The sequence below is a fragment of the Streptomyces sp. NPDC029956 genome (assembly GCF_055574655.1).
The window spans coordinates 20,698-46,404 of sequence record NZ_JBVHZJ010000015.1; the positions used below are offsets into that span (position 1 = coordinate 20,698).

Sequence of the window (25,707 nt, forward strand, 5' to 3'; positions counted from 1 at the left end):
AGTCGCGCGCCGGTGGCCGTGCCGAGAAAGGGAGCAGCGCTGCCGGTGCCCGGGCCGGGGGAGGCCACGGAGGCCACGGAGATAGCGGAGACAGGAGCCGTGACCACGGTCACGGCGGCGACCGTGAACGCGAGCAGCCGGGGCGCTGGGACGACGGGCTGATCGCGCGGCGCGCCGCCGAACGGGGTGCCGCCGTCGCCGACGTACTTCCCGGCGCGGACGACACGCAGGAGCCCGACACCCTGCCGCCCCTCGGCGGGAGTTACGGCGGGCCGCTGCGTGCCCGCCTCGACGCCCTCCACGAACTCGTCGGGCTCTCCCGTACGCGGGTCGAGAGCGAGGCCCTCGCCGAGGCCGGGCGGGTGCTCGACGAGGCCGCCGCCCGGCAGCGGCTCTCCTCGCGGCACACCGTGATCGCGATCGCCGGTGCCACCGGCAGCGGCAAGTCCACGCTCTTCAACGCCCTCGCCGGCGTCCCCGTGTCCGAGACCGGACTCCGCCGCCCCACCACCTCCGCGCCCATCGCGCTCTCGTGGTCCGAGGGCGCCGCCGGGCTGCTCGACCGGCTCGCCGTCCCCAGCCGGCTGCGCCGCCGGCCGCTCGCGGGCGGCGCCGCCGACACCGGGCTCCAGGGGCTCGTCCTCATCGACCTGCCCGACCACGACTCGGCGGTCACCGCCCACCGCGACCAGGTCGACCGGGTCCTCGGCCTCGTCGACGCCGTCATCTGGGTCGTCGACCCCGAGAAGTACGCCGACGCGGCCCTCCACGAGCGCTACCTCCGGCCGCTCGCCGGGCATGCCGAGGTCACCTTCGTCGTCCTCAACCAGATCGACCGGCTCGGTACGGAGGCCGCCGACCTCGTCCTCGACGACCTCCGCCGCCTCCTCGACGAGGACGGCGTCGCGCTCGGCGAGCACGGCGAACCCGGCGCCACCGTCCTCGCCGTCTCCGCCCTGACCGGCGAGGGCGTCCCCGAACTGCGGGAGATGGTCGGCGGATTCGTCCAGGAACGTACCGCCCCCGAGCGCCGACTGGCCGCCGACGTCGACGCCGCCGCGGCCCGGCTCCGTCCCGCCTACCTCGGCGACGGCCGGTCGGGACTCGACGAGCGCGCCCGCGACGCCTTCACCGACCGGCTCGCCGTCGCCGTCGGCGCCCAGGCCGCCGGCGAGGCCGCCGAACGGGTCTGGCGCCGCGGCGCCATCCGCGCCTGCGGCACCCCCTGGCTGCGGCTCTACCGCTGGTACGAGCGGATCCGCGAGCACGGCTCCACCGACCCGCACCTCGCCGCCCCGGTCGAGGACGAGCTGACGGCACGCCAGCGCGTCGAACAGGCCGTCCGGGTCGTCGCCGACGAGGCCTCCCGCGGACTCCCGACCTCCTGGGCGCAGGCCGTTCGCGAGGCGGCGGCGCGCGGGGCGGCAGGGCTGCCCGAGGCGCTGGACGAGCTGACGGTCACCATCGGCGACGCGGCGGCGCGGCCGCCCCGCCCCGCCTGGTGGCCCGCGGCCGTCCTCGCGCAGGCCGTGATGACGCTCCTGCAGATCTTCGGCGCCCTGTGGCTGGTGGGCCAGATCGTGGGTCTCGTCGAGCCGGGACTGCTCCCGCCGGTCCTGGTGATGCTCGGCGGCATCATCGGCGGACCGCTCGTCGAATGGGCCTGCGAGGGAGCCGTCAAGGGCCCCGCGCGACGGTACGGGCAGGAGGCCGAACGCCGGCTGCGCGAGGCGGCTGCGGCCTGCGGCCGGGCCCGGGTGCTCGACCCGGTGGCGGCGGAGCTGATGCGCTACCGCGAGGTGCGTGAGCAGTACGCGACGGTGGTGGGCACCCGCCCGTCGGCACGGATCGTCGGCGGAGGCCGCGGGGGTACGGGGCGGCTGGGTGCGACGCGGACGGGAGTACGGGGGAGGTAGCGGCGCGCTCGGCCGACCTCGCCGGTGTCTCCCCGGCCGACCGGGCGCGGGCGCCTTCGCCTCCCGTACGCCCATCCGGGTGTGGGAGTTGTCCACATTCCTGCCCTCGTCCACAGCCCCCGGCGGCATCTTCTCCGCAGCCCCACGATGGTGTCCGACCGGTGAAGAGACAGCAGTGTGAACGCAGGGTGGGGGAACGGACCATGAACGACACGACCGTGACGCTCGTCGGCAACGTGGCGACGGCGGTGGAGTACCGGGACACGGCGACGGGCGGCCTCGCCAGGTTCCGCTTCGCGGTGACGGCGCGCCGCTGGGACCGGGAGAAGGGGCTCTGGTCGGACGGGCCCACCAGCTTCTACACGGTGTCAGCCTGGCGCTCCCTCGGGGCCAATCTGGCGGCCTCGGTGTCCGTCGGGGAACCGCTCGTGGTGCACGGTCGGTTGAGGGTTCGTGAGGACGAGCGGGACGGGCAGCGCAAGACCTTCGTGGACGTGGCCGCGCTGGCCGTGGGGCACGATCTGAGCCGGGGGACGGCGGCCTTCCGGCGGGCGGCACGGCCCCTCTGGGCGGATTCGGAACCAGGGACCGGACCGGGATCCGGGCCAGGGACCGGGCCGGGAGCAGGACCGGGGCCGGGGTCAGGAGCCTTGTCTCGGAAGGAACCTGAGGTGGGGACGGCGGAGGGGGTGCCGGTGCTCGGACCGGCGCCGGACGGCGACCCGTGGGCGGTTGCGGCGGAGGCCGCGGAGGAGTCGGCGACGCTGTTGGTGACCGTGCCCTGACCTTGTGTTGTGGGGATTTGTCGACCAACTGGCCCTGGGTGATAACGATTCCGATTCGGAATGGTTATCTGACCGTATGGCCGGGCACCCGGGGGTTCCGCATCCCTAGGATTCCCGGGTACTCATGTGGCACGTGAGCCCATCGGGTCTGTGATCTGCTGGCGTGCGCTCCCCCCACGCGAATCTAACGATGTTCGTGGAGCGTCTCGCCCGGAGGGGAAAGCAATGTATTCAGTTCGTGGACGAGGCGCTGTCCGCCTCGCCGCAGCCGCCCTCGTTTCCGGCCTCGTCATGGCCGGTGCGATAGCGACGGCCGGTCCGGCGCTGGCTGACGACGGTGCCCCGGGCACCGGTGGCGTGACGGCGAAGCTCGGCGGGATGACCGACCGGGACGACGTCGTCATCTCCGAGAAGAACGGCGAGAAGTGGGGCGTCAAGGGCGGCCTCTTCAAGATGGAGGTCGAGGGCGGGGGCACTCTCCAGACCTACTGCATCGACCTCCGCACGCCGGCCAAGCACGACTTCGACTACAAGGAAGTCGGCTGGGACGAGTCCTCCCTGCACAACAACGACAACGCCGGAAAGATCCTCTGGATCCTCGAGAACGGCTACCCGAAGCTCTCCGCGGAGGACCTCGGCAAGAAGCTCGACGTCGACCTGTCGAAGGACGAGGCCGCCGCGGCCACCCAGGCCGCCATCTGGACCCTGTCCGACGACGTGACGGCGACGCCGAAGAGCCCCGACGCCCGGAAGCTCACCGAGCAGCTCCTGAAGGACGCGGTCAAGCTCGAGGAGCCGAAGGCCTCCCTCTCGCTCTCCCCGTCCTCGGTCGCGGGCAAGGCCGGTGACCGGCTCGGCCCGATCACCGTCTCCACCAACGCCGAGATCGCCAAGCTGGCGACCGCCCCGGGCACCCCGGACGGCGTCAAGATCGTGGACAAGGACGGCAAGGCCGTCACCGAGGCCAAGAACGGCGACCAGGTCTACTTCGACGTTCCCGCCGGCACCGCCGACGGCACCGCCGGTCTGACCGCCGAGGCCACCACCAAGGTCTCCCTGGGCCGCGCGTTCGTCTCCATCGACGGCCCGTCCCAGACCCTGATCCTGGCCGGCTCCAGCGAGTCGACCGTCACCGCCCAGGCCTCGGCCACGTGGGCGAAGAAGGGTGCCGTCCCGGCCGTCACGGTCGCCAAGGACTGCGCCAAGGGCGGCCTGGAGGTCATCGCCTCCAACGAGGGCGACGAGGCCTGGACCTTCGACCTGAAGGGCACCTCGTACACCATCGCCGCCGGTGAGACGAAGACCATCCCGGTCCCGCTCGCCGAGGACGAGGCCTACAAGTTCACCATCACCGGCCCGAACGGCTTCGAGGAGACCTTCGAGGGCGTCCTGGACTGCAAGACGGCCACCCCCGGCCCGAAGCCGTCCGAGACCCCCACCACGGAGCCCTCGACCGAGCCGCCGACCGAGCCCACCCCGTCGACCACCGCTCCCGCGACCGGTGACACCACGGGCGGCACCACCGGCGCCACCACGACCGGTGGCGGCGACCTCGCCGAGACCGGCAGCTCCAACGCCACCCCGATGATCGCCGGCATCGCCGCCGCGCTCGTCGTGATCGGCGGCGGCGCGGTGTTCTTCCTCCGCAAGAAGAAGGCCGCCGGCGCCTGATCCCAGGCCCCCGGTGCCGGCCCGCCGGCACCGGGAAGCCACCCGATCCCGTGAAGTGATCTGCGTCACATCATGATCGCCTCGTGATCACCGCACGACCCCGGAACGCGTCAGCGTCCGGGGTCGTCGCACGTCCGGGCTCCGTTTCCGCCCCCTACCGCCCGGTACGGCTCCTCCGCGGCACCCGCGCTCCGCTCCGCCGGGCCCCGCTCCCGCCTCACCGGTTTCCGCCCGAGGGTTCCGGTCAGGCAAGATGGGTGTATCTGCCCACTCACTCCTTGCCGGACGGTTTCTCTTGGCTGAGTACATCTACACGATGCGCAAGACGCGCAAGGCGCACGGCGACAAGGTCATCCTCGATGACGTGACGCTGAGCTTCCTGCCGGGTGCGAAGATCGGTGTGGTCGGCCCGAACGGTGCCGGTAAGTCCACCGTTCTCAAGATCATGGCTGGCCTCGAGCAGCCGTCCAACGGTGACGCGTTCCTGTCGCCCGGCTTCACCGTCGGCATCCTCATGCAGGAGCCGAAGCTCGACGAGTCGAAGACCGTCCTGGAGAACGTGCAGGACGGCGCCGCCGAGCAGATGGGCAAGCTCAAGCGCTTCAACGAGGTGGCCGAGCTCATGGCCACCGACTACAGCGACGCCCTGATGGAGGAGATGGGCAAGCTCCAGGAGGACCTGGACCACTCCAACGCCTGGGACCTCGACGCCCAGCTGGAGCAGGCCATGGACGCCCTGGGCTGCCCGCCCGGCGACTGGCCGGTCGTCAACCTCTCCGGTGGCGAGAAGCGTCGTGTCGCGCTCTGCAAGCTCCTCATCGAGGCCCCGGACCTGCTCCTCCTCGACGAGCCCACCAACCACCTCGACGCCGAGTCGGTGAACTGGCTGGAGCAGCACCTCTCGAAGTACTCCGGCGCCGTCGTCGCGGTCACCCACGACCGCTACTTCCTCAACAACGTCGCCGAGTGGATCCTGGAGCTCGACCGCGGTCGCGCGATCCCCTACGAGGGCAACTACTCCACCTACCTCGACAAGAAGGCCACCCGCCTCAAGGTCGAGGGCAAGAAGGACGAGAAGCGCGCCAAGCGCCTCAAGGAAGAGCTGGAGTGGGTGCGGTCCAACGCCAAGGGGCGTCAGACCAAGTCCAAGGCCCGTCTCGCCCGCTACGAGGAGATGGCGGCCGAGGCCGACAAGATGCGGAAGCTGGACTTCGACGAGATCCAGATCCCGCCGGGCCCGCGTCTGGGCTCCATCGTCGTCGAGGTCGAGAACCTCTCCAAGGCCTTCGGCGACAAGGTCCTCATCGACGACCTGTCCTTCACGCTCCCGCGTAACGGCATCGTCGGCGTCATCGGCCCGAACGGCGCCGGCAAGACCACGCTCTTCAAGATGCTCCAGGGTCTGGAGACCCCGGACTCCGGCTCCGTCAAGGTCGGCGAGACCGTCAAGATCTCGTACGTCGACCAGACCCGCGCCAACATCGACCCGAAGAAGACGCTGTGGGCCGTCGTCTCCGACGAGCTCGACTACATCAACGTCGGCCACGTCGAGATGCCCTCGCGGGCGTACGTCTCCGCGTTCGGCTTCAAGGGCCCGGACCAGCAGAAGCCGGCCGGTGTGCTCTCCGGTGGTGAGCGCAACCGTCTGAACCTCGCGCTCACCCTCAAGCAGGGCGGCAACCTGCTGCTCCTCGACGAGCCCACCAACGACCTCGACGTCGAGACCCTGTCGTCGCTGGAGAACGCCCTCCTGGAGTTCCCCGGCGCCGCGGTCGTGATCTCCCACGACCGGTGGTTCCTGGACCGGGTGGCCACCCACATCCTCGCCTACGAGGGTGAGTCGAAGTGGTACTGGTTCGAGGGCAACTTCGAGTCCTACGAGAAGAACAAGATCGAGCGCCTCGGCCCGGACGCGGCCCGTCCGCACCGCGCCACGTACAAGAAGCTGACCCGAGGCTGACCGTGCGCCACATCTACAGCTGTCCCCTGCGCTGGTCGGACATGGACGCCTTCGGGCACGTCAACAACGTCGTCTTCCTGCGGTACCTGGAAGAGGCGCGGATCGACTTCATGTTCCGGCTCGCGCCGGGGGACGGTTCCCCCTCGTTCTCCGGCGGGTCCGTCGTGGCCCGGCACGAGATCGACTACATGCGGCCGCTGGTCCACCGGCACCAGCCGGTGACCATCGAGTCCTGGGTGACGAAGATAGGCGCGGCGTCGCTGACGATCGCGTACGAGATCAAGGACCCCGAGGTCACGTACGTACGGGCGTCCACGGTCGTCGTGCCCTTCGACCTGGAGGCGCAGCGTCCGCGCAGGATCTCCGCGGAGGAGCGCGCGTTCCTCCAGGAGTACGTCGACGACGGGATGACGTCCGCAGCATGACCGTGCTCGCGCCGCTGCACTTCGCCGACGCCAGGGAGGCGGCGGCCCTCGCCGCCTTCCTGACCCGGCTCGTCCACTACGACCGGGCCGCCGCCGTCCGCCTCCAGGGGGGCGGCGGGGCGCTGGCCGTCTTCGGCCGGCCGCCGTCGTTCGAGGTGCTCGCGATCCGTACGGCCCGGCTGGTCGACGCCGTCGACCTCGACGTCACCGTCTCCGCCGGCGAACTCCTCGAAGGCATCGAGGAGTCCGCGGGCAAGGCGGTCGTCCCGGACTCCGTCACCGGGCCCCCGTGGACCGGTGTCCTCCCGCCCCGCACCGGCTGGCAGCCGGTCGCCGGGCTGCCCGACGCCGCCGGGATGAGCGGCGCGGTCGCCGCGGCCGTCGCCGAGTTCCGGGCGCGGGACGAGGAGTTGCCCGAGGAACGGCGCACCAGGGCCGAGCGCGACCGGATCGGCCACGAGATCTGGTCCCGGACCCTCGGACCCACCGGACTCCCGCTGCGGGCCGTGCACGCCGCGCAGTCGCTGGGCTTCCTGCCGCCCGCGGACACCGAGGTCCCGGTCGCCCTCTTCGCCTCCGGCCCTTGGCTGCGGCTCCGCACCCCGTACGGCTCGATCGCCCTCCGTACGGTGTCCCTGTCGCTGAGCGTCACCCCCGGTCCTTCCGCGTGACGGGTGCGGTCGTCGACGTCGACGGGCCCCTCACCGGCGGGGAACTGCACGAGCGGTGCGGTTTCCGGCCCACGGCCGCCGGGCTCATGGCCCTGGACGAGCCTCCCGGTCCCGTCGGCCCGCTCGGCTGAACCGCCGGGCCCCCGCCGTCGCGACGGCGAGCAGCAGCACGGCGAGGAATCCCTGGCCCCACGGCAGGGACGAGCCCTCCACCGCCGGTGCCACCCGTCGCCGCGGATCGTAGGCGATCCGGACCTCCCCGCCGTCCGGGGCGACCCTGCGGTCCTCCGCGAGGTCCGACGGATAGCCGCCGGGACAGCGCAGGGTGTGGCGGTACACGGTCCGCTCGCCGCCGCCCTCGCCGACCGACACGTGCTGCTCCTCGTGGACCTTCACGACGACGCAGTCCGCGACCGCCCCGCGCGAGGCCGTCCGGTCGGCGACGGCGACCGTCAGCAGCAGCGCGCCGACCAGTGCCAGGGCGCCCCAGAGGCCCATGACCCCGTCGACGAGCAGGTAGTACCCGACCGCCGCGGCGAGGACCGCCGCCCCGCCGACCGCGACGGCGACCGTGGTGGACGGCGCCGACGCGCCACCGAAGGACCAGGCTGCCCAGGCGTAGACCGCCACCGCGCAGACCGCGGGCAGGACCGTGGCCGCCCAGGTTCCCGCGCCCGCGGGACTCCCCGTACCGCCGGGTCGCCCGCTACCGCTGTGACTCCCCGTACCGCCGGGTCGCCCGCTACCGCTGTGACTCCCCGTACCGCCGGGTCGCCCGCTACCGCTGTGACTCCCCGTACCGCCGGGTCGCCCGCTACCGCCGGACCGGCCACTGCCGTCGGCAGGCCCCGCACCCGTAGATGACATGGACATCACCCCCGAAGGGTGGGACGTCCGGCGTCGCCTTCCGGTTGCTCAGCCCTCCGCGTCGTCCGGCCACACCCCGATGTGGTCCTGCTCCAGCTCCAGGGCCACCCGGTGCTCCATGCCGAGCGCCTGCGTGTAGTCCGCGGGGAGCTGGAGCCGGCCCGCGCGGTCGAGCATCGCGTACTCCCGGGCCACCAGGGACTCCTTGCCCTGCTCGTCGACCTCCGTGCGGCGCAGGACCTCCGAGGAGGTGCGGCCGTCGCGGATGGCGACCGTGCGGCGGACCTCGGAGGCGACCGCCTGGTCGTGGGTGACGATCACGATCGTCGTACCCAGTTCCTCGTTGGCGCGGCGGAACGCCGCGAAGACCTGCTCGCCGGTCGCCGAGTCCAGCTCGCCCGTCGGCTCGTCGGCGAGGAGCACGGAGGGGTTGTTGGCCAGGGCGACCGCGATGGCCACCCGCTGCTGCTGCCCGCCGGAGAGCTGGTGCGGCCGCCGGTCGCGGACGTCCGCGATGCCCAGCATCGCGAGGAGCTCCTCGGCACGCTCCGCCTTGTGCTTCGCTCGGCCCTTCAACTGCATCGGAAGCGCCACGTTCTGGGCCGCCGTCAGATAGGGGAGCAGGTTGCGGGCGGTCTGCTGCCAGACGAAGCCGACGACCTCGCGGCGGTAGCGCAGCCGCGCCTTGCCGTCCATCGCGAGCAGATCGGCCCCGGCGACCCGGGCCGCGCCGGCGGTCGGCACGTCCAGGCCGGCGAGGATGTTCATGAGGGTCGACTTGCCGGAGCCCGAGGCGCCGACCAGGGCCATCAACTCGCCCTCCTTCACGAGGAGGTCGAGCCCCTGGAGTGCCTGCACCTCCACCCCGTCCGTGGTGAAGATCCGGACGAGGCGGTCGCAGGCGATCAGCGCGTCATGGCCGTACGAGGGCCGGTCGCGCCGCGCGGTCGCCTTCCGCTCCAGCTCCTCCAGGGTGGTGGGGTCGGAGGCGGACCCGGCCGCACCCGCCCGGATCGACGTGTCGGTCTTCGTCATCGTGCGTCTCCTGCCCTGAGTTCCTTGATCGAGCCCCTGCGCCCCGCCCACCAGGCCTGTCCGGCCGCCGCCACCGCCGTGATGAGGACGACCGCGACCGCAGGCACCACCAGCGACCACGGGTCGGCCCGCAGCGGCGCGCTGTCCAGCGGGGCGAACCCCGGTGTCGTCGCGAGCGCGAGCCGGAACAGGTCGATGCCGGGCGCCAGCAGAGGCACCGTCGCCCAGCCGACGAGCATGCCGCCGATCGCGGCGAGGACCGCCTGCGGGAGTGCTTCGAGACCGAGCAGCCGCCGTCCCTGCCTGCGGGTCAGGCCCATCGTCCGCAGCCGAGCGAGGAGCGTGGTCCGCTCCGGCGCGCTCTGCATCAGCGAGAGCAGCACGGCCACCACGGCGAACCCGGCGCCCGCGCCGATCGCGCCCAGGTACATCCGCTCGGCGCCTGACTGGAGAGGCGAGTCCACATAGCCGGCCCGCTCCTCGTCGCGCATCGTCACCACGAGGGAGGCGGACTTCGCCTTCACCACGGCCCGCAGCGCGGCGCCGTCCTTCGGTCCCGTGACGAGCAGAGCCGTGTTCGTCCGGTGGGTGAGGTCGGCGGCGTTGACGAGGAGGAAGTCGGCGCCCTGCAGGGCGGGGGTGTTCGACCGGACCGCGACGATCTTCACCCGGAACACTCCGGCCGCCGTCACGATCTCCTGCGGGGAGCTGCCGAGCCGTTCGGCGACCGACGGCGAGGCGATCGCGGGAAGCACCCGCTCCGTGTCGGCGGCGGCCTCCTTGCCGCCCTTCCCCGTCGACGCGAGGAGCGCCGCCGGGAACGGGCCGAAACCGGTCCGCCGCGCGAGCCGGGTGTACGAGTCCGGCTCGACGCCCACGAGCGCCGAGCTCATCGGCTGGGCGGAATCGTTCCGGGGGGACGGCAGCGACACCCCGTACTCGATCTGCAGCGGTGCCGCGTCCCGTACCCCCGCCGTGCGGCGTACCTCCTCGGTGAGGCCGGCCGGCAGCGGCGTCCACTCGACCGAGCCGTCGATCCGGGCGTCCGCGCCGGTCGCGAGGAGCGCGGCCCGGTCGCGGGCGTCGGCGACACCGGCCAGGACCGAGCCGCCGAAGGCCGCCGTGGTCAGGGCGAGGACGAGTGCGAGGAGGGGAAGGGTGCCCGCCGAGGACGTGCGTCCGGCGCGGGCCAGGGCCAGCGGGCCGACGGCCCCGCGCAGCCGGCGGGCCGGGCGGCCCAGCCAGCGCAGGGGCAGCGGATAGATCCGTACGAGGACCATGGCGGCGATCAGGCCGACGAGCACCGGGGCGGCGCTCACCAGATGGTCGCCGGAGTCGCCGGTGCCACGGAGCCGCAGCGAGGCGACGGCGCCCACGGCGAGGACCAGCAGGGTGAGTTCGAGGACCGTGCGGCGCCGGGAGGGGCGGGCGGTGAGCAGGTCGTCGCGCCCGCCGTGCAGCCGCGGGCGACGGTGCACGACGACGGCCCGCAGCGGCAGGACCAGCATCGCGAGCAGGGCGACGACGGAGGCGGCGAGGACCGAGGGGAGCAGGGGGATGCCGCCGGACCCGCCGTCCGGCCCCCGTACCGTCACCACGGCCAGTCCCAGCGCGAGCGCCGCGGCCGGTACGGCGACCGCCGAGGTCTCGCCGAGCAGCCGCAGGCCGATGCCGGTGAGCGAGGCGCCCCGGGAACGGATCAGGGCGAGTTCGCTGTCGCGGCGGGCGACGAAGAGGCCGCCGGTCATCGCGAGGACGACCGCGGCGACCGCCCCGATGCCGAAGACGGCGACGGCCACGACCGGCTTGATCGCCTCGCGCATCGAGCCGTACGAGTCGACGATCGAGTCGAGGTCGGTGGTCAGCGCGCCCGCGTCCCCGAGGGCCTCGCGCATCCTGACCAGGTCGGGTCCGCCGGTCGCCGAGTCGAGCGCGGCGGTGATCCGGTCGGTGTCGCGCCCGGTGAGGTGCCCGGAGACGGGCAGGAAGCGGAAGTAGATCTCCGGATCGCCGAGGGTGTTGAGCACGGCGGGCGCCGAGGAGGGGGAGAGGAGCAGGGCCCCCTGCCAGTAGTACTTGATCTCCTGGCCGACCAGCGGGGCGAGCACCGGGGTGCGGAGCAGCGGCTCCACGGCCCAGTACGGGCTCTCGGGGCCGCGCGGCTCCACGATCCCGGTGATGGTGACGGCGACCGGCTCGGCGTTGGTCCGGCCGGGCACGTGGATGACGGAGCCGGGCTTCAGGCGCAGCGACTCGGCGGTCTTCGCGGTCACGACCGCCTCCGGCCGGTCGGCCGTGCCCGCGGGGAGCCGGCCCTTCCGGAGCGTGGTGTGACCGTTCAGGTCGGACGGGGAGGAGAGCACGAGCTCGGGGGAGATGCCGTCCGGTCGGGGCAGCCACGGGTCGAGCCCCTCGACCCGCTTGACCGTACGGACTCCGTGGACGGTCTCCTTCGGGTCGGTCCGCAGCGGTTCGGGCAGCAGGCTCCGCAGTTCGTCGCGCTGTTTCCGGAGGATCGCGGGGGCGATGTCCGCGTCGCGCGCCGACACCGGCAGCGTGGCGGTCACTTCGAGGACGCTGTTCCGGGGGGCGGCCGTCGTGATGTCGTGCCGCAGGCCTTCGGTCTCGTAGGCGTCCACGGCGCGGGGAAGCGCGGCCGCGAGATAGGCGGTGACGAGGACGAGGAGCGCGAGGGAGGCCGCGGCCCAGGGCGCGGTCCGCAGCCGGGTCCGCACCCAGGGCGCCACGGCGCGGGCGGGCTTGTCGGACCGGGACGACCGGGACCGGGGCATGGCGGGGGCCTTCCTGCGTACGGCGGGTGTGTCGGGGTTCTCCCTGTGCGGCTCAGGGGCCTTCCCGCTCGGGTCCGGGTTCTCCCCGCTCGGGTCCCGCTTCTCCCCGTGCGGTTCGGGGTTCTCCCTGCTCGGGTCCCGCTTCTCCCCGTGCGGCTCGGGGTTCTCCCTGCTCGGGTCCGGGTTCTCCCCGGCCGTGCCGGACATCAGTTCTCCCCCTGGTGGCGCAGCGTCACGGCCGGGTCGGTGCGCCGCAGGGCGATCGCGGCGACCATCGCGAGCGGCAGCGCGGCGACGCCGGCGAGCAGCAGGGCCACCTGGCCGAGGGGCAGTTCGACCAGGACCGGCGGTACGGGCCGGGCGGCCTGGCCGGTCAGGACCACGAGCGGGACGACGGCTCTGACGAGGACGGCGCCGAGTCCGATGCCGACGAGCAGGCCGATGGCGATGAGGAGCCCCTGTTCGGCGGCGATCAGCCGGGCGAGGCGGCGGCGCGGTGCGCCCAGCGCCCGCAGGACGCCGAACTCGGCGGACCGTTCCCGCATCGCGCCGGCCGAGCCGACCGCGAAGCCGACGGCGGCGAGCGCGGCGGCGGCGGCCGCGACGGCCATGAGCGCGGCGTCGGGGCCGGCCCCGAGCGGGTCGCCGAGCAGTTCGGCGGCGGTCTCGTCGCGTACGAGGACCTGGGCGGGGTCGGCGTTGGGCCGGGCGCGCAGGGCCCTGGCGACGTCGTCGGCCCGGCCGGGTTCGACGGTCAGCCACCACTCGGAGGCCGAGACGCTCAGGCCTTCCTCGGCGGACAGGTAGTGGTTGACGGAGGCCAGGTCGAGGAGGATCGCGCCGCCGTCCTCGGGGGTGGCGGCGGGACCGGTCGCGGAGCCTGCCCGGCCGCCCGGGCCGGTGGTGGGCAGTTCCTCGACGACCCGTGCGACGGTGACGGCGACGCGGCGGCCGCCGAGGGCGACCTCGATCAGGTCGCCGGGCTTGGCGCCGGCCGCCGTCATGAAGGCCCCGGTGGCCACGGCGGACAGCCGGCCGGGTGCCTTCGGGCCGGGGGCGTTCATCCGCAGGGTGAACTCCTCGGTGGGCCGGTGGGGGTTGTCGAGGGGTACGCCGGCGACGGCGAACGTGAGGGCGAACGGGGCGGGGCGGCCGCCCCGCCCCGCGGCGCCGGGGACACCGGAGGTGGGGGTCTCGGCCGGGGCCTCGGGCTGGGACTGCTCGAAGGTGTGCGTCCAGGAGGTGAGGACCCGCCCGGGGGCGTGGACCTTCTCGGCGCCGTCCGCGCCGACGACGCCGAACCGCTCGACGTGCAGGGTCTGGGTGCCCTTCGCGCCGTCGGCGACCGAGCCGGTGAACTCCAGCCCGATGAGGGTGAGCAGGCCGGCCGAGCCGCGGGCTCCGTCGCCGTCGCCGGATCCCGCGGTCAGGGTGCCGACGTCGAGCGTCAGCCGGTGCGTCCGGCCGTCGTCGGGCAGCGGCCCCAGGGCCTGCCGGTACGGGACGCCGTTCGGGTCCTCCAGGACGGCGGTGAGCCTGGCGGCGCCCTTCGGCTGGGCGAGCCGCAGGTCGGCGGTGACCGTCCGGGTACCGGCGGGCAGCGGGAGGCCGGGGCGGGTGGCGGCCGCGGGGGCCAACGGGGAGAGGAGGGAGCGGACGGAGACCTCGGCGAGGTCGGGGCGGAGCAGCAGACCGTCGGCGGCGTTACGGGTGTCCACGGCGAGCACGGTGGCGTTCTTCCCGGCCACGTCCATGGTGGTGCGGTGCACCGGCGCCACCGCACGGACGCCGGGCACCTTGCCGAGCTGTTCGGTCTCGGTGGGCTCGCCGGGGCCGGCGCCCAGGACACGGACGGCCGCGCCGACGCGGAAGTCGGCCTGGTCGCGCTGCGAACGCTCCCACGAGCCGCTCTGTCCGATGGCCAGCATGCCCATCGCCACGGCGAGGACGAGCAGCAGGACCGGGCCGGCGCCGCGCAGCGGCCGACGGCTGAACTGCCAGCCGGCGAGGGCGGCGGAGAGACCGCGCCCGCCCGCCGCGCGTCGCTCGGCCAGCTTGGCGGCGGGCGGCAGCAGACGCAGCGTCAGCACGGTGCCGGCGAGCAGGGCGAGGGCGGGCGCGGCGACGAGCACCGGGTCGATGGAACCGCCGCCGTCCCCGTCCGTGCCGAGGGTGCCGCCCGTGGCGGCGGGCCGCTGCAACTGCCAGTAGGCGACGGCCGCGACGGCGAGAAGCCCGAGGTCCGCGCCGGCCCGTACGGGGCCGGGGAGAGAGGCCGAGCGGGCCTTGCGCAGGGAGACGCCTGAGCCGTCCCCGGCGGCGAGGGCGGGTGCGACGACGACCGCGGCGCAGCACAGGGCCACGGCGGCGGCGACCAGCCACACCTGGAGTGAGGGGGTCGTGTCGAGCCGTACGCCGAGGGCGGAGAGCGCGGACCGCTCGGCGAAGAGCCGGGTCAGCGGTCCGGACAGGAGCGGGCCTGCGATCGCGGCCGGCAGGGCGAGCAGCAGCGCCTCGACGGCGGCGAGACCGGCGATCCGGCGCCGCGAACCACCACGGGCCCGCAGCAGCGCGGTCTCCCCGGACCGCTCGGTGCTGAGCAGCCGGGCGACGAGCAGCAGCGCGTACGCGGCGAGGAGCACCAGCTGGACGGCGACGATGAGCAGCGTGGTGCGGGAGACGAGCAGGGACCGCTGGGTCTGCTCCAGGACGGTCGGGAGCGCGGTGGCCGCGCTGATCGTCGTACCGAAGCGGTCGGTGGCACCGGCCAGCGCCTTCGGGCCCTCGGTCGCGGTGGCGCGCAGGGTGTCGATGCGGTCGGTGGTGAAGCCGGTGAAGTCGGCGGAGCCCAGCCAGGACGTCTCGCCGGTGGTCAGCGCGCCGGAGGTCATGACGGCCGGGTCGACGAGCAGCGGCCCGTACGTGGTGAACGCGATCGTCCGCACACCGCGGCCCCCGGCCGGGTCCAGCTGCCAGTACAGGTCGCCGGTGTCGGTGGGCCGGTAGACGCCGGTGACCCGGGCCTTCACCTTCCGGGCGTCGAGCCGGTCGGTGAGGTCGAGCACGGCCCCGGGGGCGACCTTCAGCCGTCGGGCGGCCTCCTCGGGCAGCGCCGTCTCGACGACACCGGGCGTGCGGGCGGCCGAGGGCCAGGCGCCCTTGACGAGGGAGAGCCGCGAGCGGTCGAGCGCGGCGAAGTGCGTCAGGTCGGGGTCGCCCTTACGGGCGGAAGGCGGCTGAAGACTCCGGGGCAGCGCGTACGGCCCCGAGCGCTCGAGCCGCCGTACGGTGACGGGCAGCCCGTCGAAGGTCTTCCGCGTCCCCTCCCGGACGGCCTCGTCGGCATCCGCCCGCTTGGCGGCGGACACCTGCCCGTGCACGAGCAGCGAGGCGGCGGCCGCGGAGCGCCCCCGCAGCCCCGCCTGGAGCGCGGCGTCCCCGATCGTCCCGGAGAACGAGGCGAGGGTGGCGAGCACCGAGGTCGTCAGGAGCACGGCGAGCAGTGCCGCGGCGAGCAGTAGCCGGTGCGCCCTGACACGCAGAAATACGAACCCCGTCACCCATCCCCCTGGCCACCCTGATCACGGTGCGCACGTCGAACAGGCGTCGAACGCTCCCGAAACTTCTCTCGGATGCTTTCAGAGTGCATACGCCGCTGGAAACCGCTTGCGGTCCCACCTTGACCCGATCGTGACCGTTATTCGGGGTTCCGACTCCGGAATGTGTCCGTCCGTGGGGGGTGGGAGCGGTGACGGGGTGGGCCGGGAGGTGAGGACGGGCCCGGCGACGGCCGACGCGCGGTCCGAGGGCGGGGCCGAGGACAGGGCAGGCGACCGGGCCGAGGATGGGTCCGGCGAGGGGGCGGAGGCCGGGCCCGGCGACGTCGGCGTGAGGGGCCGTCAGCCGGCCGTGTTCACCATCGACGCCGCCGCGTACGTCATGTAGCGCCAGAGTTCGGCCTCGTGCTCCGGGGCCAGGGCGAGGTCGTCCAGGGCCGCGCGCATGTGACGGAGCCAGGCGTCGTGCGCCGCCTGGTCCACGGTGAACGGAGCGTGGCGCATGCGCAGGCGGGGGTGGCCGCGGTGGTCGCTGTAGGTGCGGGGGCCGCCCCAGTACTGGATCAGGAAGAGCGTGAGACGCTCCTCAGCCGGGCCCAGGTCCTCCTCGGGGTACATCGGGCGGAGCAGCGGGTCCCCCGCGACGCCCTCGTAGAAGCGGCGGACCAGACGGCGGAAGGTCTCCTCGCCGCCGACCTGCTCGTAGAAGGTCTGCTCCTGCACTGTTTCCCCGGGAATCTCGTTCACCATTCCATCGTCTCAGATGCCCCGCCCTAGGACGTGAGGTCCAGGACCGCTCGCCGGGGCCTCCGGGCGGCGGGACAGTGGAGGCATGGGTGAGCGGCGGGACGAGTTCGCCGAGGCCGGCGCGCGGGCGCGACGGGCTCTCGTGCGGGAGATCGAGGCCGAGGGCGTGCCGGCCGACGCCCGCTGGCGGCAGGCCTTCGCCGAGGTCCCGCGCCATCTCTTCGTGCCCTATTTCTACGTCCCCGGCACCGGCGGCTACGAGCGGCTCTGGTCCGGCGACCCCGAGCCCGAGCGGCGTGCCCGCTGGCTGAGCGGGGCCTACGCGGACACCGCGATCGCCACCCGGGTACGGGACGGGGAGCTGGTCTCCTCCGCCAGCCAGCCCTCACTGATGGCACTGATGCTGGACGCCCTCGACGTCCGAGAGGGGAACGACGTCCTGGAGATCGGCGCCGGGACCGGCTACCACGCGGCCCTGCTCTGCCACCGCCTCGGCGCGGAGCACGTCACCACCGTGGACCTGGACGAGGAGATCGCCGAGTCCGCCAGGACCCATCTGGCCGCCGCCGGGTACCGGCCCGCCGTGGTCGCCGCCGACGGCGCCCGCGGCTGCCCGGAGCGCGCCCCGTTCGACCGGATCGTGGCGACCTGCGCGATGCCCTCGGTCCCGTACCCCTGGCTCGCCCAGTGCAGGCCCGGCGCCCTGGTGCTCGCCCCGCTGTCCACCGGGCTCCTGCTGCTGCGGGTGCACGACGTCACCCACGCGGAGGGACGGTTCCTCTCGACCTCGGCGTACTTCGTGGCCCTGCGGGGCGTCGCGGGACGCGTCCCGCGCCACGGCCCGGCGGGGGACGAGCGCTTCCGCTTCTTCTGGGGGCTGGTCGACCAGGCCCTGGACAGGAACGAAGCGCTCTCGCTCTGGCTGCGCGAGGGGCGGCCGGAGCGGGAGCGCTTCGGTGTGACGGTCAGCGGAGAGCGGCAGTGGGCCTGGCTGGACGACCCCGGAGGGCCGTACGCCTGGCCGCTGCTCAGGGAGTGACTCAGCCCACGCGGATCGTGATCGTCGTCCAGGCGCCGACGTGCACCCGGTCGCCGTCCTGGAGCTGGACGGGGACGTACGGCTGGATCGGCTCCTCGCCGCCGTTGATCGTGGTGCCGTTGGTGGAGTTCTGGTCCACCACCGCCCACGAACCGTCCGGCTGCTGCACGAGCACGGCGTGCTGGTGCGAGACGCCCGGGTCCTCCGGCGGCACGGCCAGGTCGATGTCCGGGGACTCGCCGGTGGAGTGCCGGCGACGGCCGATGGAGATCTGGTTGCCCTGGAGCGGCAGGTGCTTGTCCGGCGAGTACGCGGGCAGGTTCAGCCCACCGGCCTCGGGGCCGCTGCGCTGCATCATCGCCATGAAGTACTCGCGGTCCGGGCCGATGACCGCGGTCCAGGTCAGCGGCTGCCGCGGCGGCTGGAACTGCTGCTGCGGGGGCGCCTGGAACTGCTGTTGCTGTTGTTGCTGCTGCTGTGGCGGCGGGGGTGCCATGTGCGGCGGCGGCCCCTGGTGCGGCGGCGGCCCCTGGTGCTGAGGAGGCGCCTGGTGCTGAGGAGGCGCCTGGTGCTGCGGAGGCTGCGGAGGTGCCTGGTGCTGCGACGGCGGCGAGAGCACCCAGTCGTCGTCCGCGCGCGGCTGCGGCGGCGCGGGCGGCGCCGGGGCCTGGACCGGAGCGCCCGGGGGCGCGGCCGGCGGAGCGGACGGGGCCTGGAGGTACGCCGGAGGGGCGGGCGGCTGCTGACCGGGCGGACCGAAGGGGTCGCCCTGACCCGCAGGACCGGGCGGCTGCTGCGCCGACGGGCGCTGCGGCGGGGCCTGGTGGTGCGTGGGGTCGCCGCCCAGCGGCTCGGCCGGGCGGTTCACCTGCGAGGGCCGCGAGCCCTGGTAGCCGAACGGGTCCTGCGCCGGCGGCGGTCCCTGCTGCCCGTGCGGACCCGGCTGGCCCTGCGGACCGTGCTGGCCCGGCTGGCCCGGCTGCGGTCCCGGCGGGGGAGGCGGCGTGGACTGGAAGCCCGGCGGCAGGTTCAGGCCGGGCGGCGGGCCCGCCGGACGCTGCGGCGACGGGACGTTCTGCGGGGCCACCGGCGTGTACGAGGTGGCCGTGTTCGTGAGGAAGTTCCAGCGGCACTCCTCGCAGAACGGCGCCATGTGCTCGCGGGGCGTCCGGCACTGCGGGCAGAGCTCGGCCTGGGCCGTCGCGTTCGGGTCGCCACCGTGGCCGAAGCCACCGGGAGCACCGGCTGCGCCGTAGCCGGAGGGAGCACCGGGCGCGTCGTAGCCGCCGGAAGCACCGGGTGCGTCGTAGCCACCGGGGCCACCGGGGCCGGGGTATCCGTACGCGGGGGGCGGCGGCGGGGGAGGCGGCGGTACGGCACCCGTCGGCGCACCCGCCCCGGCCATGCGATGGCCGCAGACCTCGCACCAGTCGTCGGAGACCGACTGGTGTCCGTTCGGGCAGGTCGGCATGTCGGTGCTTCCCCCTCTCGTCGTCCGGCCCGTGGCCGGGCTACCTCTTGACGCGAACGGTCTTGGTGGAGCGGGTCTCGAGTGTCATCTCGTCCGCTTCCGCGACCTTCGCCTTCAAACGCACAGTACCGGTCGCCGCATCGACGACGTCGACCACCTTCGAAAGGAGTTTCGCCGTATCCGCGTTGCCGGAGGCCGCCGCGAGCTGCACGGCGCGGCCCAGTTTCGCCGTCGCGCCGTCGTGATCGCCCGATTTGCGGGCATCCAACCCCTGCTGGATCACGTCCGCCAGCTCGGCCTGGCCCGTGTAGTGGGCGACCTGCGGATTGATCGATGTCGACATCGCCAGGTCGTCCGTCCACACCGCCCGTACCAGTCCTTGGGACAGCGGCTTCGGGTCGCCGCCCAGCGGGTCCGGCGCGATCAGGGAGACGCGGGCCGCCAGCATCTCCTGGCCGATCGCGGCCTGCGGGACCCGCACGCTCACGTGGTAGTCGCGGGACTCGTCGCCCCAGGAGCCCGTGGGATAGTCCCCGGCACGCGGTCCTGCTTCGGTACGGCGCCCGGTCAGGTCCTCGACCGTCGGCGCCACCTGCTTCACATAGGCGATCTCCACCCCGACCGGCGTCCACAACCGGAGCGCGACGTCCGCCACGCCCTTGCCCATCGCCTGCTCCATCATCGCCGTGAAGTCGGCGGCGAGGGCGGCCGGGTCGGCGACGATGTCGGCGGTGCCGAGGAGCGCCGAGGCGATCCCGGTGACCTCCTTGACCTCCCAGTCGGTGCCCACCCCGCGCGCGTCGCAGGTGAAACGGCCCGCGCAGGCGTCGAGCGCGGCCCGCAGCTCCTCCGGCGTCTCGTGCTCGTTGCGGCCGTCGGTGAGCAGGATGCCGTGCCGGATGGCGGGACCGGCGGTGGAGAGCAGCCGGTCCGCGAGCCGCAGCCAGGTGCCGATGGCCGTGCCGCCGCCCGCGCTGAGCCGGCGCAGCGACTCCTTGGCCTCGGCCCGGGTCCTGGCGTCGGCGACGGCGAGCCCGCCGTTGCCCGGGTAGACCTCCTTCGCCACGTGCGTACCGGCGACGACGGCGAAGGCCGTACCGTCGCGCAGGGTGTCGACGGCGGCGGCGGTCGCCTCACGGGCACCGCGCATCTTGGTGGCGGGGTAGTCCATCGAGCCGGAGCAGTCGACCATGATCACGACACCGGCCGTGCCGCCGCCCGCAGAGGCGAGCGGCTGCCGGCCCGTGGTGCCGCCGCCGGTCGAGGTGACCGTGACGATCGCGCTGACGTCCCGGCCGCCCTCGGGCAGGAACTCGTTCTGGTAGACGTCCACCGAGAACTGCGGCACGGTCGACTTGGAGAAGTTCGCCATCTGTTACGGCTCCTCGGGCAACAACGGTCAATCGGTGGAGGGACAGGGGATCGGCGACCGCTCAGGCGGATCCTGCCCCTTGGGGAGCGACGGCGAACGGCACGAGGGCGACCGTGATGTTGTCGTGGCCTCCGCCGTCCAGGGCGTGGCCGACGAGGACCTGGGCTCCGTGCAGCGGCCGGTCGGACGCGTCGGCCGGAACGACCCTGGCCATGTCGTCGGCGCCCTCGGCGTAGTTCCACAGGCCGTCCGTGCAGACGACGACCACACCGGACCGGTCGGGCTTGAACGCGGCCGTGTGCGGCTCCAGTTCGTACGCGTCGGCGCCGAGCCAGCCGGTGATCGCGTGGGCGCGCTCGTCGGCGTACGCCTCGGCCTCGTTCATCAGGCCCGCCGCGACCATCTGCGCGGCCCACGAGTCGTCCTCGGTGAGCCGGGCGGCCGGGGTGGCCCGGTCGTCCGGCACCCAGTAGACGCGGCTGTCGCCGACCCAGCCGACGACGAGCAGTCCGTCGGCGACGACGGAGCCCACGATGGTGCAGGCCGGGGCGTTGCGGTGGCGGTGCGGGTCGTGCTCCGAACCGTCCTGACCGGGCTCCTCCGCGAGGGCGTTGACGGCCTCGGCGGCGGCCACGATCGCCTCGTGCATCGCCTGCTGCGGGTGCGTGCCCCGGGGCAGCGCGGCGAGCAGCGAGGCGCCGGCCGCCTCGGCGGCGGCGGCGGACGCCTCGTCGGGCCGGGTCGCCGAGGACACGCCGTCACAGACGATCGCGAGGGTGGCGGGTGAGCCGTCCGGGAGCGTGGTCGCCGATACGGCGAACGCGTCCTCGTTGCGGTGGTGGCGCAGCCCCCGGTCGGAGACGGCGGCCACGCTGCCGAGCTCCCGCTCCATGTGGTCGCGCTCGCGGGGCTGCGCGTGCCCGCAGTTCTCGCAGTAGCCGTCGGTGTCCACCCGCCCGGCCCGGCAGGCCACGCACAGGGCGGAGCCGGGGGCGGCTGCCGGATCGGGAGCCGCCGGGGCGGGAGCCGGAGCAGCCGGTGCGGGTGCGGGGGAGGGCGCCGGGGCGGGTGTCGCCGGCGCCGGGTCCACCCGGACCGCCGTACGCGGGTCCGGCGCGGCCAGCTCGAAGTCACCGCTGCCCGTCGTGGTCCTCCCGGCGGGGTCGCCGCCGGGCGGCGGCACCGGCCCGTCCGTGCGGACCGCCATCGTGGGCAGGTCGCGCCCGCCGGAGTCGGTGCCCGGGAGGTCGCCCGGGTGCTGGGTGGCGGTCGACAGCGAACCGGGGTCACGTGGCGGGGCGTCCGGCCAGGCCACGGGCGTGCCGATGGCCACGGTCGGGCGGTCCGGCTCGACCGTGGCGACCGGCACGGCCGCCAGGTCGTGACCGCACGCCCCGCAGAACCGGTCACCCGACTCCAGAGGCTCCGCGCAGTCCGGGCAGACGGTGAGGCCGTGCGACGGCTTCGGCTTCTGGGACATCCTCACACCCACGTCCGGGGGCGGAAGCGGTTGGCCCGCTCCACCAGTTCGATCCTCTCCTCGCCCTGCTGGGCGAGCCGGGCCAGCACCCGGTACGAGCGTTCGAGGCCGAAGCGCAGTCCGCGCTCGTCCAGTTCACTCCCGAGCAGCAGCGCGCCGCCGCCCGGTTCCGCACCGGGACTTCCGGAGAGTACCCAGTCGAGGGCGGTCCCGAGGACCTCCGTCGACAACTGCTCCCGGCGCACGGCGTCCAGACCGAAGCCCTGGAGCGCCGAGACCTGGGCGGCGGCCGCCGTCAGATCGGCGGCGAGCGGCTCCCACGCCGGGCGCCGTCGAAGCCGCGCCCGCACGGTCGCGACCCGCGCCGCCGTGTAGTGGATCGAGGCCTCCGGCACGGACTCCAGCGTCCGCACGGCTCCGTTCCGGTCCCCGGCGGCGAGCTGCACCCGGGCGAGCCCGAAGGCCGCGCTGACGAAGCTCGGGTCGGTGGCCCACACCAGACGGTAGTACTCGGCGGCGTTGTCCAGCTGGCCCAGCACCTCGGCGCAGATCCCGAGGGCCAGCTTCGGCGAGGGCTCGCCGGGGAAGGCGTCGTAGACCGCGTCGAAGGCGAGTGCCGCGTGCTCGTGGTCACCGGTCACCAGGGAGGTGACGCCCCGGTACCAGACGACCCGCCAGTCGTCCGGGTCCCGCTCCTCGAGACCGACCAGGGTCCGGGCGGCGGACGCCAGGTCGCCCAGCTCCAGCTCGGCCCGCAGCGTCCGCAGCCGCAGCTCGGCGGAGGGCGCGGGCGCGGCCTGCAGCGCGGCGAGCAGTTCGCCGGGCGCGGCGGCGGCGAGACCGGCGAGGAAGCCGGCGTTGGGGTCGCCCGTGTCGACGCGCGGGACGGGCAGTGCGAGCGCGGTGGCGGGCGTGTCGAGCGGCGCGAGCAGGGCCCCGAGCCCGGGCGCGACGGCGGGCGCCGCGGCACCGGGCCCGCCGGGCAGCGCGGACCCGTGCACGGAGCCGGCCGCGGCACCGGGCCCGCCGGGCAGCGCGGGCTGCTTGCGTCCCCGTCGGGCCCCGAGCAGCGACACGTCCTCCGTCAGTTCGGCGAACAGGGCCGTGTCCGTGACCCGTACCTCCGTGCCGAACAGCGTCGACAGCGCGGGTCGCGGCCGCCCCGACTGGAGTGCCACGACCTCCCGCAGCACACCCGTCAGCTGCTCCGCCATCTCCTGCGCGGAGGCGAACCGGCGTGCCGGGTCCGGGTCGGTGGCGCGGACCAGGAAGCGGTAGAACGACTCGTAGGTCCGGAAGACCGCGATGTTGTCCGGGTCGGGCAGCGAGTCCACGAAGACGTTCGTGTAGCCCTGGAAGTCGAAGGTCATCACCGCGAGGGTGCGCGCCACCGTGTACAGGTCGCTCGCCACCGACGGCCCGACCTCGGCCACCTCCGGCGCCTGGTAGCCGACGGTGCCGTAGATCGCGGACTCGTCGTCGTCCATCCGCCGGACCGCGCCCATGTCGATGAGCTTCAGCTGGTCCTCGGACTGGATGGCGTTGTCGACCTTGAAGTCGCAGTACAGCAGGTTGCGGCTGTGCAGGTGGCCGAGTGCCTCCAGGGCCTCGATCCCGTACGCGCAGGCCTGCTCGACCGGCAGCGGATCGCGGCGGCCGTCCGGGGTGCGCCGGTCGTTGGCGATCTCCTTGAGGGACTTGCCGCCTACGTACTCCATGACGATGTAGCCGTCCATGGAACCGGTGCGCTGGTCGAGGTGCTCGACGAAGTTGTAGATGCGGACGATGTTGGAGTGCTCGATCTCCGCGAGGAAGCGGCGCTCGGAGATCGCGGCGGCCATGGCGTCCTGGTCACCGGTGTCGAGGAGGCCCTTGAGGACGACCCAGCGGTCGGAGACGGCCCGGTCGACGGCGAGGTAGATCCAGCCGAGACCGCCGTGCGCGAGACAGCCCGCGACCTCGTACTGGCCGTGGACGATGTCCCCGCCGCGCAGCTTCGGCACGAAGGAGTACGGGTGCCCGCACTTGGTGCAGAAGCCCTCCGTGCGGCCCGGCCGCTCACCCCGCGAACGACCCACGGGCGCACCGCAGTCGGAGCGGGAGCAGAAACGCTTCCGCTCCGGAACCTCCGGGTTCTCCATGACCGCGGCCCGCGGGTCGGGACGCGGCACCTCGGGCACCGACACCAGGCCGGCACCCAGCCGGTTCCGGGCGGACTGGCCGGTCGACGTGCCGGAACTGCGCACCGAGACCGAGCGGGACGTGGAGGCCCCGGAGAGCGAGCGCGAGAGCCGCCCCGAGACCGAACGACGGGAGGTCGACGAGCGCGACGAGGCCCGCGAGGACGCCCGCGAACTGCTCCGCGAGGAGCTGGAGTCGGGCCCCCCGACACCGGAGCCGCCTCCGACGACGCTGCCCGTGCCCCTTCCCGGCACGGCCACCCCCGTGGGCGTCGAGCCGATGAGCCCGCCGGCCGCGACCACCGGGGCGAGGCCGCAGGTGTCGCAGTACAGCTCGCCGCCTCCCATGTCCTCGTACGAACCCTCGCACGAAGGACGCTGACAGCTCCCCACGCCCGTCTCCCCGCCGCTCACCACTGTTCCCCGCTCACCACTGTCGTCCTCCCGCGTCTCTCGGGCCGGACAGTACGTCCGCCGCCGCCTGCTGGTAGCGCAGGACGGCCTGTTCCGCGACCCGCAGGTCGCAGGGCGCGCTCCACAGCATCCGCCGGGCCGCGTCGTACCGCTCCACGAGCAGCGGGTCCTCCGCCGCGCCGAGCCGCGCCACCTTCGCCTTGTACGCGTCCAGCCTGCCCCGCAGCTCGGCCCGGACCGCGAGCGGGGCCGTGACCGCGGTCAGCGACTCCCGGGCCCGCAGCAGTTCGTCCTCCGCCTCCCGCTCCAGGGACTCCAGGAGCGGGGAGAGCCGGTGCCACTGGGCGTGCCTGCGGTACTCGGAGGCCGCCACGAGCTGTTCCTGGAGCACGATCGGCGGCCCGCTGACGGCCGGCACCTCGGAGGCGGCGATCTTCGCGAGGACCTCGCCGCGCGCGACCCGGGCCTCGGCGAGCGTCCGGTCCGCCCGCGACAGCACGTCCCGCAGCCGGAGCAGCCGGTCCTCGGAGTCCTGCCGGACCGCGAGCACCGCCTCGATCTCCCGCCGGATGTCCTCGAGGGCCAGGGCCGCCCGGTCGTACCGCTCGGTGTCGGGGCGGCCCCCGCCGGGCGCGGAACTCCCCTTCGCCGGGCGCCAGAAGGCCAGCGGGTCGGTGACGACCTGGGAGCGCAGCGCGGTCAGCTCGGCGGTGATGTCCTCCAGCTCGTCGCCGGCCGGGTGCTCCCCGGGCCGTACGCCGACCGAATGCGCGAGCGAGCGCGTCCGGCCCAGCTCGGCGGCGAGGAGGTCTATCCGGGCGGGCAGCGCCGACCAGACCGCGTCGGCGGTCACCACCACGTCCAGCGAGGACGCGTACAGCTCGTTCATCCGCCGGACGAGGCCCTCCAGGGTGAACCGCTCGGTGAGCAGCCCCTGTTCACCCGCCCCGCCCGCCACATGGACGCTCTCGCCGCGCAGCCGGTCGGTCAGCTCCACGAGCTCCTCACGGCCGGGCCAACGGCGCCGGGCCCGCACCTCGCGGGCGTCCCGCAGGGCACCGGTGTACACGTCGAAGCAGCTCCAGAGCAGGGTGATGGTCCGCTCGGTCGCCGCCCAGCGGTCCCGGGTCGTACCGGTCAGCTCCGCCCCTTCGAGCAGCCTGCGGCCCGCGTGGTCCTGGAGCGCGAAGAGCGAGTCCTCGACCGCCTTGTGCTCGGCTCCGAGGCGCGCCAGCGCACGGTCCACCTCGTCCCGGTCCATCACCGGCCCAGGGGGTCCCGTGACGCCCATCGATCACCTCTTCCTCTCCGTGTACAGGGCTGCT

Annotated in this window: 17 protein-coding genes; 7 read left to right on the forward strand and 10 right to left on the reverse strand. The window is 74.0% G+C overall.

The window, feature by feature from the left end:
• Positions 1–242 precede the first annotated feature (242 nt).
• The 6 genes from ACZ4XX_RS14600 (at position 243) to ACZ4XX_RS14625 (ending at position 7,428) form a co-directional block, all read left to right on the forward strand.
• On the forward strand, positions 243–1,916 hold the full coding sequence (locus tag ACZ4XX_RS14600; protein WP_468508389.1) for a GTPase: 1,674 nt from the start codon (positions 243–245) through the stop codon (positions 1,914–1,916).
• Between the two features lie 203 nt (positions 1,917–2,119).
• Positions 2,120–2,701, forward strand: coding sequence for a single-stranded DNA-binding protein (locus tag ACZ4XX_RS14605; RefSeq protein WP_468508293.1), 582 nt, complete (start codon positions 2,120–2,122; stop codon positions 2,699–2,701).
• A 225-nt stretch (positions 2,702–2,926) separates the two neighbouring features.
• Positions 2,927–4,372, forward strand: a complete 1,446-nt coding sequence (locus ACZ4XX_RS14610) for a Cys-Gln thioester bond-forming surface protein (protein ID WP_468508294.1) — start codon at positions 2,927–2,929, stop codon at positions 4,370–4,372.
• A 295-nt stretch (positions 4,373–4,667) separates the two neighbouring features.
• Positions 4,668–6,332, forward strand: a complete 1,665-nt coding sequence (ettA, locus tag ACZ4XX_RS14615) for an energy-dependent translational throttle protein EttA (protein ID WP_266891988.1) — start codon at positions 4,668–4,670, stop codon at positions 6,330–6,332.
• 2 nt (positions 6,333–6,334) lie between these two features.
• Positions 6,335–6,757, forward strand: a complete 423-nt coding sequence (locus tag ACZ4XX_RS14620) for an acyl-CoA thioesterase (RefSeq protein WP_468508295.1) — start codon at positions 6,335–6,337, stop codon at positions 6,755–6,757.
• Positions 6,754–7,428, forward strand: a complete 675-nt coding sequence (locus ACZ4XX_RS14625) for a DUF8010 domain-containing protein (protein ID WP_468508296.1) — start codon at positions 6,754–6,756, stop codon at positions 7,426–7,428. Before ACZ4XX_RS14620 ends, ACZ4XX_RS14625 begins: the two co-directional genes overlap by 4 nt.
• Positions 7,429–7,512: 84 nt before the next feature.
• Here ACZ4XX_RS14625 and ACZ4XX_RS14630 read toward each other — a convergent pair whose 3' ends face one another.
• From ACZ4XX_RS14630 to ACZ4XX_RS14650, 5 genes are all read right to left on the reverse strand, one after another.
• Positions 7,513–8,058, reverse strand: a complete 546-nt coding sequence (locus ACZ4XX_RS14630; protein ID WP_468508297.1) for a hypothetical protein — start codon at positions 8,056–8,058, stop codon at positions 7,513–7,515.
• A gap of 285 nt (positions 8,059–8,343) precedes the next feature.
• Positions 8,344–9,330, reverse strand: a complete 987-nt coding sequence (locus ACZ4XX_RS14635) for an ABC transporter ATP-binding protein (RefSeq protein WP_468508298.1) — start codon at positions 9,328–9,330, stop codon at positions 8,344–8,346.
• Positions 9,327–12,122, reverse strand: coding sequence for an FtsX-like permease family protein (locus ACZ4XX_RS14640; RefSeq protein ID WP_468508390.1), 2,796 nt, complete (start codon positions 12,120–12,122; stop codon positions 9,327–9,329). Before ACZ4XX_RS14640 ends, ACZ4XX_RS14635 begins: the two co-directional genes overlap by 4 nt.
• Before the next feature lie 206 nt (positions 12,123–12,328).
• Positions 12,329–15,682 (reverse strand): FtsX-like permease family protein, encoded by a 3,354-nt coding sequence (locus ACZ4XX_RS14645; RefSeq protein WP_468508299.1) that lies wholly within the window; start codon positions 15,680–15,682, stop codon positions 12,329–12,331.
• Between the two features lie 339 nt (positions 15,683–16,021).
• The gene (locus ACZ4XX_RS14650; RefSeq protein ID WP_468508300.1) at positions 16,022–16,426 is read right to left on the reverse strand and encodes a globin; all 405 of its coding nucleotides are present in this window, start codon (positions 16,424–16,426) and stop codon (positions 16,022–16,024) included.
• Positions 16,427–16,511: 85 nt separating this feature from the next.
• Between ACZ4XX_RS14650 and ACZ4XX_RS14655 the strand changes: the two genes are divergently transcribed.
• Positions 16,512–17,465, forward strand: a complete 954-nt coding sequence (locus ACZ4XX_RS14655; RefSeq protein WP_468508301.1) for a methyltransferase domain-containing protein — start codon at positions 16,512–16,514, stop codon at positions 17,463–17,465.
• A gap of 1 nt (position 17,466) precedes the next feature.
• Here the strand turns inward: ACZ4XX_RS14655 and ACZ4XX_RS14660 are convergent, their stop codons facing one another.
• The 5 genes from ACZ4XX_RS14660 to ACZ4XX_RS14680 form a co-directional block, all read right to left on the reverse strand.
• A complete protein-coding gene (locus ACZ4XX_RS14660; RefSeq protein WP_468508302.1) occupies positions 17,467–18,936 on the reverse strand; it encodes an FHA domain-containing protein in 1,470 nt (489 codons plus the stop codon).
• 40 nt (positions 18,937–18,976) lie between these two features.
• Positions 18,977–20,308 (reverse strand): vWA domain-containing protein, encoded by a 1,332-nt coding sequence (locus tag ACZ4XX_RS14665; RefSeq protein WP_468508303.1) that lies wholly within the window; start codon positions 20,306–20,308, stop codon positions 18,977–18,979.
• 61 nt (positions 20,309–20,369) lie between these two features.
• The gene (locus tag ACZ4XX_RS14670; RefSeq protein WP_468508304.1) at positions 20,370–21,788 is read right to left on the reverse strand and encodes a PP2C family serine/threonine-protein phosphatase; all 1,419 of its coding nucleotides are present in this window, start codon (positions 21,786–21,788) and stop codon (positions 20,370–20,372) included.
• Between the two features lie 2 nt (positions 21,789–21,790).
• Entirely contained in the window at positions 21,791–24,316 is a 2,526-nt protein-coding gene (locus tag ACZ4XX_RS14675; protein ID WP_468508391.1) for a serine/threonine-protein kinase, read from the reverse strand.
• A 79-nt stretch (positions 24,317–24,395) separates the two neighbouring features.
• The gene (locus ACZ4XX_RS14680) at positions 24,396–25,673 is read right to left on the reverse strand and encodes a coiled-coil domain-containing protein (RefSeq protein WP_468508305.1); all 1,278 of its coding nucleotides are present in this window, start codon (positions 25,671–25,673) and stop codon (positions 24,396–24,398) included.
• Between the last annotated feature and the right edge of the window lie 34 nt (positions 25,674–25,707).